This window comes from Agrobacterium sp. ST15.13.013 (assembly GCF_027956525.1).
GTDB classification, from domain to species: Bacteria; Pseudomonadota; Alphaproteobacteria; order Rhizobiales; family Rhizobiaceae; genus Agrobacterium; species Agrobacterium salinitolerans.
This window is the reverse complement of record NZ_JAQKGP010000013.1, coordinates 13,596-28,535: the sequence shown is the minus strand read 5'-3', so window position 1 is coordinate 28,535 and position 14,940 is coordinate 13,596. Positions and strand designations below refer to the sequence as shown.

Annotated in this window: 11 protein-coding genes; 1 reads left to right on the top strand and 10 read right to left on the bottom strand. The window is 58.4% G+C overall.

Annotated features, from left to right (window positions below; translation table 11 throughout):
- Positions 1-99: 99 nt before the first annotated feature.
- From pcaF to PL597_RS14485, 10 genes are all read right to left on the bottom strand, one after another.
- On the bottom strand, positions 100-1,302 hold the full coding sequence (gene pcaF, locus PL597_RS14530; protein ID WP_271365546.1) for a 3-oxoadipyl-CoA thiolase: 1,203 nt from the start codon (positions 1,300-1,302) through the stop codon (positions 100-102).
- A gap of 77 nt (positions 1,303-1,379) precedes the next feature.
- Positions 1,380-3,446: an acetate--CoA ligase family protein gene (locus PL597_RS14525; protein WP_271365545.1), complete on the bottom strand. Its 2,067-nt coding sequence runs from the start codon at positions 3,444-3,446 to the stop codon at positions 1,380-1,382.
- 10 nt (positions 3,447-3,456) lie between these two features.
- On the bottom strand, positions 3,457-4,257 hold the full coding sequence (locus tag PL597_RS14520; protein WP_149148370.1) for an enoyl-CoA hydratase/isomerase family protein: 801 nt from the start codon (positions 4,255-4,257) through the stop codon (positions 3,457-3,459).
- A gap of 110 nt (positions 4,258-4,367) precedes the next feature.
- Complete coding sequence (locus PL597_RS14515) at positions 4,368-5,738, bottom strand: MmgE/PrpD family protein (protein ID WP_191217405.1); 1,371 nt, start codon at positions 5,736-5,738, stop codon at positions 4,368-4,370.
- The gene (locus tag PL597_RS14510; RefSeq protein WP_149148372.1) at positions 5,739-6,941 is read right to left on the bottom strand and encodes a CaiB/BaiF CoA transferase family protein; all 1,203 of its coding nucleotides are present in this window, start codon (positions 6,939-6,941) and stop codon (positions 5,739-5,741) included.
- A gap of 91 nt (positions 6,942-7,032) precedes the next feature.
- Positions 7,033-8,031 (bottom strand): Bug family tripartite tricarboxylate transporter substrate binding protein, encoded by a 999-nt coding sequence (locus PL597_RS14505; RefSeq protein ID WP_080794151.1) that lies wholly within the window; start codon positions 8,029-8,031, stop codon positions 7,033-7,035.
- A gap of 165 nt (positions 8,032-8,196) precedes the next feature.
- On the bottom strand, positions 8,197-9,708 hold the full coding sequence (locus PL597_RS14500; protein ID WP_080794152.1) for a tripartite tricarboxylate transporter permease: 1,512 nt from the start codon (positions 9,706-9,708) through the stop codon (positions 8,197-8,199).
- A 9-nt stretch (positions 9,709-9,717) separates the two neighbouring features.
- Positions 9,718-10,218: a tripartite tricarboxylate transporter TctB family protein gene (locus tag PL597_RS14495; RefSeq protein WP_187772264.1), complete on the bottom strand. Its 501-nt coding sequence runs from the start codon at positions 10,216-10,218 to the stop codon at positions 9,718-9,720.
- A 227-nt stretch (positions 10,219-10,445) separates the two neighbouring features.
- On the bottom strand, positions 10,446-11,510 hold the full coding sequence (locus PL597_RS14490; protein WP_080796449.1) for an AbrB family transcriptional regulator: 1,065 nt from the start codon (positions 11,508-11,510) through the stop codon (positions 10,446-10,448).
- 82 nt (positions 11,511-11,592) lie between these two features.
- Entirely contained in the window at positions 11,593-12,318 is a 726-nt protein-coding gene (locus tag PL597_RS14485; RefSeq protein WP_191217404.1) for an alpha/beta fold hydrolase, read from the bottom strand.
- Positions 12,319-12,543: 225 nt separating this feature from the next.
- Between PL597_RS14485 and PL597_RS14480 the strand changes: the two genes are divergently transcribed.
- Positions 12,544-14,553, top strand: coding sequence for a 3-hydroxyacyl-CoA dehydrogenase NAD-binding domain-containing protein (locus PL597_RS14480; protein WP_271365543.1), 2,010 nt, complete (start codon positions 12,544-12,546; stop codon positions 14,551-14,553).
- Positions 14,554-14,940 lie beyond the last annotated feature (387 nt).

The window sequence follows — 14,940 nt, the reverse complement described above, 5'->3', positions numbered from 1 at the left end:
AACGCATTGGATGCTGGGCGCAAATCCGCCGTCAGCGAACTGGCGGTGCTGGCCGCCGAGGCAGATTTTATAGTGGCTCACCATCATCGGTATCGCGCCTTATACTCGCTCCATCGCGACCGCTATCCCTTGGCCAACCCCGATGCACATCGTGGCTGCTGCATATTGGCCTCTCGTCTTTGCAAGTTCAAGCGCGGCCGTTCCGGTGATACGGACGCCTGACATGCCGAGTGGATGACCGAGCGCAATGGCTCCGCCATTTGGGTTTACCCGCGGATCATCGTCCGCGATGTCAAGCTCGCGCAGGCAGGCGAGACCTTGACTGGCGAAAGCTTCGTTCAGTTCGATGACATCGAAAGCGGTCTGTTGCAGGTCGAGGCGCGTCATCAGTTTCCTGAGAGCAGGTACCGGGCCCATGCCCATGATGCGAGGCGCAACACCAGCAGCGGCGCCTCCGAGTATTCGAACGATCGGCGTCAGGCCGTGACGCTTTATGGTATCATCGCTGGCGAGGATCACAGCTGCTGCTCCGTCGTTGACGCCGCTGGCGTTTCCCGCCGTAACGCTGCCGCCGTCCCGAAATGGCGCTTTAAGCGCCGCAAGGGCATCAAGTGTTGTCGAGCGCGGATGTTCATCCTGAGTAAACTCAACAGTCTGGCCTTTCCGCTGGCGTATCTCGACAGGGACAATTTCCTGTCCCAGGCGGCCATTGGCTTGGGCTGCGAGCGCCTTTGTCTGTGAGCGACAGGCGAATCTATCCTGGTCCTGCCTTGAGATGCCGAACTCCTCAGCCACATTTTCAGCGGTTTCCGGCATCGAATCCACGCCATACTGCGCTTTCATAAGCGGATTGATCAATCGCCAGCCGATGGTCGTGTCTTCGATCATGGCGGAGCGGCTGTAAGCGGACTCCGCCTTCGGTACGACAAACGGCGCGCGGCTCATGCTTTCAACGCCGCCCGCGATGACGAGGTTCGCCTCTCCCGACCTGATGGCACGCGCGCCTGCAATGATCGCATCCATGCCGGAACCGCACAGCCTGTTGATTGTCGTTCCTGGAACGCTTATCGGCACCCCTGCCAGAAGCAAGGACATGCGGGCAACGTTGCGGTTGTCTTCGCCGGCCTGATTGGCGCAGCCGAATACGACCTCATCGATGGCCTCAAAGTCAAGGTCAGGATGACGCCCCATCAGAGCCTTCAGCACAACGGCACCGAGATCGTCCGGACGCATGGACGCAAGTGTTCCGCCGAACCGGCCAATGGGCGTACGGATAAAGTCACAGAGGTAGACATCGGACATAGCTGCAAACCACAAAAATCGACGTGAGAGAGTAAGTTGGGAAAGGCCCGGCCAAATTGGCCGGGCGAATGGTGTTGTTATCGAAGAACGGCCAACGCATCGCCGGCGCGCACACCACTACCCTTTTCGAGCACGAAGACCGGATTGATTTCCGCCTCCGCCAGGCGGCCGTCCAGGGCAAGCACCATGTCGGCAAAGGACAAGACGGCGTCAATCAGGGCTTCGGTGTCGGCGATCGGACGCCCGCGAAATCCATCAAGGAGAGCGGCGCATTTCAGCTCACCAATCATAGCCCTGACCTCATCGCGCGTTACGGGCAGCAGTCGCATCGCAACGTCTTGATAAAGTTCGGTCTGCACACCACCGGCGCCCAAGAGAATTCCAGGCCCGAGTTGAGGATCCTGATTATAGCCGAGGATGAACTCAACGCCTCCTTTGACACGTTCCTGGATCAAAAACCCGTCAATCCGTGCTGTCGTTGCGCGCCCTACCCTCACCAGCATCGCCTCGCAGGCGGCCTCAACCTCTTCTGGAGGGACCCCTACGACGACGCCACCAACCTCGGATTTATGCAAAATTTCGTCCGAAAGGATCTTGATCACTACCGGAGCGCCGAAGTCCTTTGCCTTGGTTGCGGCCTCGACCGGCGTCGAAGCTGTCACCTCACGCGTGATCGGGAAGCCGAAGCGCGCACACAGTCGCTTCGCGTCAGCCTCGTTCAATGCGCCGGGGATCAAATCGGAAATATCGATATTTTGTGTCTTCCTTTCGGACGAAGCCGGGACAGGAGGGCCTTGAACAAGTGCCTTCAAAGCCGCAGCACAGCTTTCGGGAGCTGCATAGGCGGGAATGCCGCTTGCATTCAGATGTTGGACGATTCCCGGTGCATCGGGGCTCACATAGGCCATGACCGGCTTGCGGCTAAGGTTCATGGAGTCCAAAAGAGGCCGGGCCACAACGTCCGGCTGGCCGATCGACGAAGAACCGACAACAACCACGATGGCGTCATAGCTGGGGCTCTCGGCAAGTATTTTCAGGATGGCCCTGAACAGGTCGGGCCGTAGGCCCGCGAGCGTAACATCAATGGGGTTGCGGTCGAGGACTGCCTCCTTGAGATCGAGTTCGAGCAGTTTCTGCGCCGTCTCAGCGTCCGGTTTTGGCATTTCGAGGCCGGCCAGACCAACATTATCAGCCACGATTGTCGCCGCCCCGCCCGTCGAGGTGACAATAGCTATCCTTCGACCCGCAAGAACACGGCCCTGTGCCAGGGCGATCGGAATATCGAGAAGATCTGCAAAGGTCTGCGCCCGGATGATACCGAGTTGTGCGAACAGCGCATCATAGACACGATCCGAGCCCGCCAAGGCGCCTGTATGCGAAACCGCCGATTGCGCCCCCGTTTCCGATCGGCCGACCTTGTAGGCCACGATGGACTTACCTGCCGCCGTCACCCTGGCCGCCGCCCGGCGGAATTTTTCAACGTTGCGGATAGTTTCGAGATAGAGCGCGATGACGGTTGTAGCCGGATCGTCCGCCATTGCCTCGAGCAGGTCCGCAACCTCCAGATCCGCTTCATTTCCTGTCGCAACGAGCTTGGAGAAGCCGATACCGCGAGCGACCCCGCGAGACAGCAGTGAACCGAGAATACCACCGCTCTGCGACAGGACAGCAATCGTCCCGCTGCGAAAGTCGGTCATGTCCATCGCACCGCTCGCAGTCAACATGATTCTGTCGCTGAGGTTGACTAGGCCGATTGTATTGGGTCCAAGGATACGCATCGAGCCGGCAGCTTCGCGCAGCTCCGCCTGAAGCCGCTGACCCTCTTCTCCGGCTTCACCGAAACCGCTTGCGAGAACGACGGCCGCCTTGGTTCCTGCTGCGGCAAGGTCGCGAACGGAGTCGATGACCCGGTTTGCGCCGACGAGGATGAGGCCGACATCCGGCGCCTCGGGAAGGCTTTTTGCATCGGGATAGCATTTAATATCGCCGATCATTTCTGCACGCGGGTTGATCGGGTATATCTTCCCCTTGTAGCCGTGTTGCTGCAGATAGGAGATCGGCCGCCCCGTCAGTTTTGTCGGATCGGAGGATGCGCCAACGACCACGACACTTTCAGGGTTGAGCAATGCCTGAATGAACGTCATCTTATCCTCCTTATTCGCTCGACTTGTTGAGGAATGCCTCGACCGACGCACGGTGTTCGGCGGTTGTATAGCAGATCGCCTGCGCCTCACGACCAAGCGCAAAAATCGTCTCGTCCGAGCTTTCGAAGGTCTTGTTGAGGATCGACTTCGTTAGAGCGACTGCAGCCGGCGAGCCGATGGTTAGTTGTTCGGCCCAGACTTGTGCTTCCTCGAGCAGCGATTCCGGCGAAGCAACGCGATCGATCATCCCGATCTGAAGCGCCTCGGCGGTTTCGACGACCCTCGCGGTAAGGATCAGTTCCTTGGCTCGGGACAGTCCGACGCGGCGTGGCAGAAAATACATTCCGCCTCCATCTGAGACCAGCCCGCGCTTGATGAAACTCATCGACATCTTTGCGCCCTCGGATGCGATGATGAAATCACAGGCAAGCGCCATATCGAGCCCAAGTCCGAATGCCGCTCCGTTCACCGCCGCAATCACAGGTTTGGTGATCCCATGGATGACTGCCACGCCTTTATGCGTGCTCCGCTGACGGGTCCAGCCATTGAAGGCGACATCGCCGGGCGCAGCGTCCAGACGAGCACGCATTCCCGATACGTCACCGCCCGAGCAAAAGCCTTTGCCGGCTCCGGTCAAAATCACCGCCCGAACCGATTTGTCGGTCGCGAGCTGTTCGAAAAGCTCGATCAACTCCGCGCGCATCTGGTCGTTCACGGCGTTGCGCACATCGGGCCGGTTCAATGTCACGGTTGCGATGCCGTTCTTGTGCGATATCGCAACGAATTCGTGTTCGCGCACATTGATGGTCATGGTTTTGGTCCTTTCTGGTCTTTACGAGCCTTGCCAAGGGCAAGCATCATTTTCCGCTTTTTTGGATGTGAAGCCGGACAGCCATCTGGCCGATCCTGCTGTAACTTTTCTCAATTTTGCGCCCTGCAATCCTCGCTCGCCCTTCGCTTCAACCGAGCCGGCAGCTCCTCACCAAGAAGAACCGTCGTGACAAGGCTTTCGCGATCTCCCCTGGAGATGGTACCGGAGGAGAGCTCGTGGAATTTCGCGATGAGGTCCGCGTCGCTCAGCGGGTCTTCGGGATCACCGCGCCGCGTTTCCTGCAGATGCCGGAGCGTATGTCCGCCCCTGAGTGTGACCGTTAGCCGCGCCTGCCGTTTCACCGGATAATTGGCGGAAAGAACCGGATCTTCACTAATCCGTATTCTCTGCATGAAATCACGTATGTCAGCGCGTCCCATTATCGCCGGTTCGAACGCCGAGAGCCTGACCCCTCCGAGAAACAGGTAGACTGCAAGACAATATTGCAGACTGAAGCGGGCATCCTGTGCAGAAACGGGCTCCGGTCTATCGCACATGCTCTGGGTCGCCCGATAACCGGACACCTCGATGCGCTCTATGTCCGCGGGATTAAATCCGTGCTGCTTGCGCATGCTGCCAATCCCATCAAGCGCAGGAAAGATATGCCCACAACAGCCATGCGCCTTCACCGTCATGCGCGTGATCGGCGTCCAGGTACCGAGACCGTCAAGGGCGCGCCCCCAGTCACCGGAGGTCTCGCTCGTGGCAGCTGCGAAGCCTTTATCGGCATGCAGGCTTTCCAATGACCCCGTCACGCCGGCCGCAGCGGCCAATGCTGCCATGAGCCCTGCATCCGCAGCATGCCCCGGATGGAGCGCTTTTGCCATTCCTTCTCCCTGCAGGTTCTGCTGGTGCCCCCCGGCAAAACTTGTCGCAAGCGCTATGGCGTGGCCGATAACGCGACTGTCGCCGCCCATTAAGATCGAACCCGCCACCGCGGCGCCGATTGTTCCCACGGTAGAGGTCGTGTGCCAGAACGCGTAATGACTGGGCTGGATTGCAAGCGATATACGACAGCCGACCTCATAACCCGCGATGATGGCGCGGTGCAGGTCGTCGAGCGTGGAATCCAAATGCTGTGCGAACGCCAGGGCTGCCGAGATTGTGGGGCTTCCGGGGTGGTAGCCGCCATCCTTGAAGATATCGTCGAATTCCACCGTGTGGCTGGCAACAGCGTTCAGGAAAGCCGCACGTCGCGGGCTGCATGATTTTTCGTCCACATAGCACCAGGCGCGGCCGCTTCCTTCCGTTTCCATCATCGCGGGGGCCATGATCGTCGCCGGCGCCCGAACGCATCCGGGAAGCGTTGTGGCAAACCAGTCGAGGATGGCGCGACGCGTTGCCCAACGCACCGGTTCTTCGACCGGGCGGTGACGCCAGTCCGCCGCAACTTCGGCCAATCTCAAAAGCGGATTGGTCATTCATGCGGCCCCTGCAAAGATGGCCTCGTCGGCGTGCAGTTGCGCGATCGTTTCCCCGTCGAAGCCAAGTGACTGCAAAAGCTCCTCGGTCTGCGCCCCCACCGTCTGTGGTGGGAAGGTAAGGCCCGGAGGACTGTCAGACATGGTAAAACCAGCAACCGGCACCACCAGGCCGTCAATCTGGCTTCCCGGCGCGTCATGCTTGTGGAGAACCTGCCGAGTGGCGATCTGCCGATCTGCCAAGGCCTCCTTTAGCTGACGTACCCGCGCTGCAGGAATTCGGCGTTCGTTCAGAAAGTTTTCCCAGTAGTCGGCGGGCATGGTCGCAAATATCTGCTTGAGAGCCCGTTCTTCCTCGGCATGGCCATCCAGCCGCTCGTCGTTGGTGGTTTTGATCAGGTCCTCGCGCCCGAGAGCAATCCAGAGACGACGCTGTTGCTCAAGATTGGAGGCCGCGACCATCAACTCCGCGTCGGATGCGGGATAGAGCCCGATTGTGGCGAAGGGGAAGCGGTTGCCCTTTGCCTTGGGATGGCTCTCGTTCCAGAGGTAGCCAGTCACTGAGGGACTGCAAAGCATGAGGGCGACATCGAGCATGGATACGTCGATGAACTGTCCCTTTCCGCCGTTGCGTTCACGCTGAAACAGTGCCGCCGTGATCGCGTACGCCGCCGTTGTGCCGGTCGCATAGTCGACAACCGGCGCTCCGCATTTCAACGGATCGCCGTCCTGATCGCCGGTCATTGCCATCATTCCGGAGAAAGCCTGCAATACGGAATCATAGCCGGTCTGTTCGCGCCGTGGACCGGTCGCTCCGAATGCGGAGATCGAACAATAGATGATGCCGGGATTGAGCGCTCGCATGTCCTCATAGCCGAGCCCAAGCTTTTCAAAGGCTCCGGGTCGGTAGTTTTCAACGAAGACATCGGCTGTCTTGATGAGACGCTTTAATACCTCGCGCGCACTCTCGACCTTCAGGTTGAGCGCCATGGCCTTTTTATTAGAGGCTTGCGACATGAAAGCCGTCCCCATACCCAAATTGCTCAGGGCGCGATCCGCCCCTTGAAGGCGGGCCTGATCCGGGTCGGAGGGATCTTCAATCTTGATCACTTCGGCACCCAGGACGGCCATCTGGTAACTGGCAAAAGGACCAGCAAGAACATGGGTCGTGTCGATGACACGGAGTCCGGCAAGCGCTTTCATGTGAGATTCCCTTTTCGAAGTCCCGATCACATCGGCAGAAAATCGCCGAAGAATTTGTCCGCATGCAGCCCGTCGCATGCGGACATTCGCGTTATTGCAGGAGGCCCGCGGTCTGAAGTTGCTTCGTCGCGGTATCGCTGACCGAACGTACGAACGCCGTATACTGCTGCGGCCCCATCCAGGAATCGACTACGCCGGTGCTATGAGCATAATCCTGATAAACCTTCGCCTTCATCGCTTCGTGGAAAGCATCGGCGATCTGCTGCTGCAATTCGGGAGGCATGTCCTTCGGACCGAAAATTCCCCGTACCTGCACCCAGCTGGTATCGACCTTGAAGCCCTGTTCGCCAAAAGTCGGGACATCAGGAGCCCCCTCAAGTCGCTTCTCTCCGAGAACACCGAGACCATTGATCCGCTTGGACTCGAAGAAAGGCGCAGTGGGACCGAGGTTGGAGACGCCGACGTCGATGTGCCCACCGAGCAGTGCCGTCATGATGTCTGGCGTAGAATCAAAACCCACCCAGTTGAACTTTACGCCGGCCGCATGTTCAAGCATTGACGTGCCCAGATGCTGCATGGATCCGACCGGACCGAACCCGCCTATATTGATCGTCCCGGAACGCTCTTTTGCTTTGGCGACCAGATCGCCGATTGACTTGATGTCGGAATCTGCGCGCGTGAAATAGATGATCGGGTCTTCCTGCGTCGAGGCGATCCAGGCGAAGTCATCGGCCGAGAACGTTCCCTTCAGATTTGTCAGCATGCTGGTGAAATGCGTCATGGTATTGATACCGAGGGTTAAGCCGTCAGGCTTCGCACTGGCCACACGTGCCATCTGCGTCGCACCACCCGCACCCGGTGCGTTTACCACAACGATCGTCTGTCCGATCAACGGTTCGAGCGATTGGGCAAGAGTGCGGATGAAGATGTCCGCCGTTCCGCCGGGCTTGGTATGCATGACGACGTTGACGGGGCCAGTCGGCTTCCAGGACGTCTCCGCAAAGGCTGGGCTCACCGCGAAGGCGGCAGTGGCTGCCATGCAGGCCGCGAGGCTGCCGGCACGCACGAAGTTGGACAGATTGAATGACATCACGTTCCTCCCAGGGGTCAAGATGAAAAACCGGCTCCTCTCCGGCGCCTCATCAGTGTGCTGATTTTATCAAAGAACTGAACTAAGCTTTGGTCAGTCCAGATGAACGAGAAAATTGGTCTTGGCGGGTGGAGAGCCGACATGGGCCGGCCCTTTACGTCGACCTCAGCTTGCTGCGGTCTCACCCTCATCCCGCGCGATACGCCGCCGACGCCGGATAAAGCCGATAGCGGGTAGAACGAAGGCGAGAGCTGCGATCAACAGCAGAACCAGGGTCAGGGGAGACGAGTAGAAGATGTCGAGGCTTCCATGGGATGTAATCAAAGCGCGGCGGAAGTTCGTCTCCATCATTTCACCGAGCACCAGTGCAAGGATGATCGGCGCCAACGGTATCTGTATCTTCCGCAACAGATAGCCGAGGATGCCGAAGGCCGTCATTACGTAGACAGGAAACATCGTGCCTTCTGATGAATAGGCGCCGACAAGGCAGATGGCCGAAACGATAGCAGCGATAGCCGGCCGGGGAATATTGGCCACCTGAGCCCAGCCGCGCGCGCCAGCAAGGCCGATCAGCATCATAATGGGCACGCCGATCCAAAGAGAGGCAAAGATTGTATAGGGGATTTCAGGGTTGCGACTGAAAAGCAAGGGACCTGGCTGGATTCCCTGAATCATCAGGGCTCCGATCATCACAGCCGTTGTCGGCGATCCGGGAATGCCGAGGGCAAGGAGCGGCGCCATAGCACCCGAAACGGCTGCGTTGTTGGCGGCCTCGGATGCGGCAACGCCTTCTACAGACCCCTTGCCAAAAAGGTCCGGCTGCCGGGAGGTTCTCTTGGCCGTTGCATAGGCAATGAAGGAAGCGATCGAAGCGCCCGCGCCGGGAATAATGCCAATGACGTAGCCGAGAACAGAACTTCTCATGATGACGCCATTGAGTGGCCAAAGCCCTTTCCAGTTCCACGACATGAAGCCGCCAACCGGAGGGCTTTTTACCTTTTTGGCAGCACCCTCCTCCACCATGAACAGCACTTCCGATAGCGCATAAAGGCCAAGCAGCACCGGCACCAGAGGAAGACCCTCAAAAAGCTCCGTGGATACGGCAAAGCGCGGTGTGCCGGTCTGGGTATCGAGGCCCACAGTTGCGAGCGCCAGTCCGATGCCCATCGCAATGGCGCCTTTGACGACCAAGCCCTCGGCCAGACCAACGACCAGGCTAAGGCCGACAATGGCCAGCGCGAAATATTCGCCGGGGCCAAAACGAAGTGCAAGTTCCGACAGCGGAACCGCTGTGAAAAGCAGGAAGAGAGCGCTGACGAATATGCCGATACCGGACGCGATAATCGACACCATCAGCGCTTCGCCCGCCCTCCCCTGCTGCGTCAACGGATAGCCGTCCCATGCGGTGGCGACTGCGGCCGACGTTCCCGGCGAATTGATCAAGATAGCGGTGATCGCACCACCATATTCGGCTGCGGCATAGAGCGCGACCAATCCGACGATCGAAATGACCGGGTCCAAGCCGTAGGTAAAGGGAATAAGCAAGGCAACGCCAAGGCTCGGCCCAAGTCCAGGAATAGCGCCGATCAGATAACCGGCAAGCGAGCCAAAGACCAAGCTTACCCATACCATCGGATTACCAAACGCGGAGAAGCCCAACAGGAGATTTTCAAACATTTCGGTTCCTCAGGGAAAAACGACATTCAAGGCGGTGTCGAACACCACGTATATGAATGCGACCAAGGCCAGGGGAACGCCGATGACGTGCAGGGGACGACGTTCGCCGGCGGCAAGCATTACTGCCATCGAAAAGATACCGACGCAGAGGTAGACGCCCATCGCCTCGAACCAGGCAGCCTGGGCAATGAAGATCACGCTGGTAAGGAACACATAAAGGGGGCGACGCCACTGCGATGTCTCTCGCTCGCTCTTACGAAGCAGGCCCGCCACGCCGAATGCGATCATCAGGATGGTCGCGATCAAAGTACCGGCCGCAATCAGCAGAGGGAACCCTCCTGCACCGATGTCAGTCGCGTTGAACGGCTTGGGCAAGCTTCGTGCCTGCAAGCCATACCAGATCAATATTGCGAGAAGCACCGAGCCGAAAACCACCTCGAGCGCGGGCAGGGAAATGCTTACGGAGCCAGCAAAGCGCTCTTTGCCTGCCGATACAGGTTCCTTGTTCATAATTTTCCTCCTCTGGGCAGCACGAAAAACTCTCGCGCCCCACCCCCTCCTCAAGGGGTGTACAAAGCGGCCGTCTCGAAACTCCATGGCCTGGAACAATTCGAAACGGACCTGGCATCGTTATCGGAGATGAGGTTGGCGAATTGAACTGAGAATTGATTTGGCCAACAAGCCCCATTTCTTTGGGCAGCAATTCCAGCCCGAACCGCGCGCGCCTTCAGAGCCGATTATTCCTCACCGACACCCGTTGAACGGCGTTTCTCATAACGATGGATCAGCCCTACGATCCACGGAATATTGGGTATAAAAATGAAGATTCGGGTCAGATGGAATGCGGTGATGAGTGCGACGTCCTGACCGAGGTATTTCGCCGTGAGCGCCATTTCGGTTACCCCGCCCGGCGCCGCACCAAGAACCATAAGTTCCCAATCGAGCCCCAGCCCCACAGCAATGACGACAGCAACGCCTGAGGTCATGGCCAGCAAAGCAAGTGTCGCAAGGACAGACGTAATGACAAGTCGCCCGGCGGCCTGAAACAGGGCCCTGCGGAAGGTCGACCCCAACCAGACCCCCAGAATGACCTGTGCAGCCGAGAGGATGATGGGAGGATAGACGAAAGGTCCGAACCCCATGGCCGCAACGGCCGACGATGCTGCAAGCGGCCCGAGGAAGAAGGGATTTGCGACGCGCAGGAGGCGGAACAGCAAGCCGCCTGCCACGCCGACTGCCGGCAGAATTGCAGTACCCGCCATATCGAAGACAGCGGAAGTGCGCATACCGGCAGAGAGCGGCCAGCCGTCAATCGCATATATGACGACGGGAAGAAGGACGACGACGGCTGCGATCCGAACGGTCTGAGCCAGGATGATGGGGCCTGGATTGCACTGGAAACGCTCCGCCATAATCGCAGCCTCGACCGGACTTGTGGGTAAGGATGACAGAAAGGCAGCCGTCAGATTCAGTCGCGCAATGCGCGCCAGCAACAGCGCAACGGAAAATGCGCACAGCGCCGTTGCCAACGCCATTCCCACGAGAAGCGGAGAAAGCGTCAGCAACATTGCAAAGGCAGCGGGTGAAAAATAGACGCCCACCTGCGATGCCACAACGATCTGTCCGGCGGGGCGCGTGTTTACGGGAATGACGATATCGGCAATACCGGTCAGGTAGAGCATTGCCGTGAACAGCAAGGGGCCTATCATCCATGGCAAAGGCAAACCGACGCTGACGGCGACAAGCCCGCCCAGCGAACCGAACGCATAAACGAGCAGAAGCCATCCAACATACCGAAACATCGTCACCGCCCGAACGCGCTTCGCGCCCACCCGGTGAGCGGCGTGTTTTTTTGACGAGATGCGTGCAGGGCGATGATGCACATCAGCGGTGTTCCGCAAGAAACAGCGACACAGCTGTGTTGAACCCGTCGGGGCATTCGATGTTGATTGAGTGGCCGCCCGGCAAATCCTTGATCGCAATATGCGGATGAGAGTCACGCAGCCAATTGCGCGCGTTCTGAAACCGCTTTTCCCAGGCGCCATTTATCAGCAGTGTCGGCACACGTAACTCGCCCAGCCGTCCGCGAACGGACAGATGCGGCGTTGCCTGCGCCAGAAGCATGACTATGCCACGGATATCGCTGCTATCCGCGTCCTGGCTCAAAAGCTCTCTGAGATCGGGCGGGAAGCGCTTCGCGTGGCAGGGATGATAGGCCATTCGACGCAGGGCAACGTGCCTTTCTCTCAATATCTCTTCTATCTGCTTAAGGTTCTGGCGCTGCTGAGAGACATCCCACGCCTCCCGCAACGCACCATTGGCGTTGGTAAAGACCTGGGCAACTACCCGGTCGGGAAAGGTCAACGCATAGCGAAGCGTCAGGGCAGCGCCGAAACTCTGGCCGCAAATATGCCACCTGGAGATCTGGAGACGCTCCCGGACGGCCTCGATCGCCATCACCAGAGCTTCAGGTGTGGCGTCGACCTCACTATTTGGCGCAGGCGAAAGACCATGTGCCGGCAAATCAATCCTGATGATGCGGAACTCCCGCGAGAGGCACAGATTGGGCCGCCAGTGATTCCGACTGGACAGCATGCCGTGGACCAGCAAAAGCGCCGGGCGTCCGTTTTCGGGATCCGCATCGATATGTAGCGTCATCGAAATTATCAGTCTTCCTCACTCCAAAGAAGACGCTACCAGAAACCCTTGCGTGTTGAACCCAACTATCGGCAGGGCAATTTCAAACTATTGGTTATGTTACCAATTGAGCGTTCGTCGCTATAGAAACCCGGATGACCGGTATTATGCGCCTGCATTTGCGCAGGGCGCCGGTTGATGATGCAGACCATCAAACGGGAGGAGAGTATGGCAACTCTGGTAGGTTGCGAATTGCACGAAGGGATTGCAATCGTCACGATTGATTCACCGCCTGTGAATGCGCTCGGTCAGGGTGTCCGGTCAGAACTTCTTGCAATGGTTCGGGAGATCGATCGCGATCAGGACATAAAGGCTGCTGTCCTTTGCTGTGCAGGCCGAACATTCGTGGCGGGAGCGGACATCAGCGAACTCGGCAAGCCGCCGCTCTCGCCCGTGCTGCCCGAGGTTCTGGATGCTATCGAAACTGCCCGCATTCCTTGGGTTGCCGCTATCCATGGCACGGCGCTCGGCGGCGGACTGGAACTGGCGCTTGCCTGCGCAGCCCGCATCGCTGACGTCAGTGCAAAATTCGGCTTGCCCGAGGTGACGCTCGGGATGGTGCCGGGCGCAGGCGGAACAGTCCGGCTACCGCGTCTTATTCCGATGAGCGACGCCATTGACATGGTGACGGGCGGCAAACCCGTAACGGCGCTGAAGGCATTGTCGTCCGGTCTTGTCGATCGCCTTTGCGAGAGGGATCTGCTTTCATCCGCACTTGCCTTCGCTTCGGCGCTCTCCGGCAAGCCCAAGCCGTTGAGCTTGCTTGACCGGCCCTGTCGCAATGTAGATGGCGTCGATTGGGATGAATTGAGGAAGACAATCAAGGCCAAGGCACGCGGCGCAGAAGCGCCTGTGGAAGCGCTGCATGCCCTGAGGGACAACCTGAACCTGCCGGCGCGCGAAGCTCTCAAGGAAGAAAGACGACGATTCCTTCGCCTTGCGTCTTCCGAGCAGGCCGCGGCACTGCGCTATGCCTTTTTTGCCGAGCGGAGCACAGGACGTAGCCTCGCCACAATCGAAAGTGCACCGGCGGAACTTCAATGCGTCGGCGTCGTTGGTGGAGGCACAATGGGTGCCGGCATTGCGATCGCACTTCTTCTTTCCGGGTCTGAGGTTCGCCTTCTGGAGCGTGATTCCGGTGCTGCTGAAGCCGCCCGAACGCGTGTGAAGGAGATGCTGGATGGAAGCATCGCCCGCGGCGTGGTTTCACAAGACGCCGCGAATGACGCGATCAATCGCTTTGTGGCCGAGACAGACGCAGCAGCTCTTCGTTTTTGCGGTCTCGTGATCGAAGCGGTGTTTGAAGACATGGAAGCCAAGCGCAACGTCTTTTCCAGACTTGACGCCGTCATGCCCAAAAATGCGGTACTCGCCACCAACACCTCTTATCTTGACATCAATATGCTGGCTGAAACGACGGCTGATCCCACCCGGGTTCTCGGACTTCATTTTTTTGCGCCAGCTCATGTGATGAGGCTTCTAGAGATCGTAAGGGGACGCCATACCGGGAATCGTGCGCTCGCTACCGGGGCAGCGCTCGCAAAAAAACTCAGAAAGACAGCCGTCGTTTCCGGTGTCTGTCATGGTTTCATCGGCAACCGGATCATGGCTGCATACCGGCGCGAATGTGAACTCATGCTCTTACTCGGCGCTCTGCCCGAACAGATCGATGCTGCAATGCGTGACTTCGGTTTCCCCATGGGGATTTTCGAAGTGCAGGATCTCAGCGGTCTGGATATTGCTTGGGCGCAACGCAAAAACAAGGCTTCATCCGAGAGCGTCCCCTACAGCCGCATTGCAGACCGGCTTTGCGAAGCCGGTCGCCTGGGGCACAAGACTAAAAGGGGGTGGTATGACTACACTACGGGTCCGAAGAAGATCGATCCCGAGGTTGCCCACATCATAGAAGAGGAAAGATTGAAAGCCGGAGTAACACGACACCGCTTCTCGAACGAAGAGATCATGCAACGCATCCTCGACGTCATGCAGACCCAGGGCCAGGCTTTGCTTGACGAAGGAATAGCCGAGAGCGCGTCGGATATTGATATCGTTATGCTGACCGGCTTCGGTTTCCCCCGTCACCGCGGTGGTCCGATGTACCTTGCCGAGCAGTTAGAATTGCCGAACTCCGAACGCAGTCGATCATGAGTAAACCAGATGCGTGGAATCGACATGCAGCTGATACTAAAGCCGCCGATCCGGATTTTCTTCCATCGAAGATCAGTTTCCGCTCAGCCGGCTCCAAATAGTTGACGGAGCACACGACCAGGCAGTCACGCTTTTCAAGCAACCGTTCGGCCCCTAGCCCAATCTGGAGGAATTGCCCGGACAGTTCAAAATGACCATGTTTCGAGTTCCGCAATTACGGTTCGGGGTGGAACATGAAAGATATGGAGGTCGCATATAGACCAAATCTGGTCGATGCATGATCCATGCCGCGTCGTCCTGTCAGCAATACTGCATTATGCGGGCAAGATGTTCCAAACTTTCAAAGAACCTACGGGGATTTTCTCCGTCCTGATTTGCTGCAGTCCG

Excerpts from the sequence above, each read along its gene's own strand:
- pcaF (WP_271365546.1), bottom strand. The coding sequence starts at position 1,302 with ATGTCCGATGTCTACCTCTGTGACTTTATCCGTACGCCCATTGGCCGG.
- PL597_RS14525 (WP_271365545.1), bottom strand. The coding sequence starts at position 3,446 with ATGACGTTCATTCAGGCATTGCTCAACCCTGAAAGTGTCGTGGTCGTT.
- PL597_RS14520 (WP_149148370.1), bottom strand. The coding sequence starts at position 4,257 with ATGACCATCAATGTGCGCGAACACGAATTCGTTGCGATATCGCACAAG.
- PL597_RS14515 (WP_191217405.1), bottom strand. The coding sequence starts at position 5,738 with ATGACCAATCCGCTTTTGAGATTGGCCGAAGTTGCGGCGGACTGGCGT.
- PL597_RS14510 (WP_149148372.1), bottom strand. The coding sequence starts at position 6,941 with ATGAAAGCGCTTGCCGGACTCCGTGTCATCGACACGACCCATGTTCTT.
- PL597_RS14505 (WP_080794151.1), bottom strand. The coding sequence starts at position 8,031 with ATGTCATTCAATCTGTCCAACTTCGTGCGTGCCGGCAGCCTCGCGGCC.
- PL597_RS14500 (WP_080794152.1), bottom strand. The coding sequence starts at position 9,708 with ATGTTTGAAAATCTCCTGTTGGGCTTCTCCGCGTTTGGTAATCCGATG.
- PL597_RS14495 (WP_187772264.1), bottom strand. The coding sequence starts at position 10,218 with ATGAACAAGGAACCTGTATCGGCAGGCAAAGAGCGCTTTGCTGGCTCC.
- PL597_RS14490 (WP_080796449.1), bottom strand. The coding sequence starts at position 11,510 with ATGTTTCGGTATGTTGGATGGCTTCTGCTCGTTTATGCGTTCGGTTCG.
- PL597_RS14480 (WP_271365543.1), top strand. The coding sequence starts at position 12,544 with ATGATGCAGACCATCAAACGGGAGGAGAGTATGGCAACTCTGGTAGGT.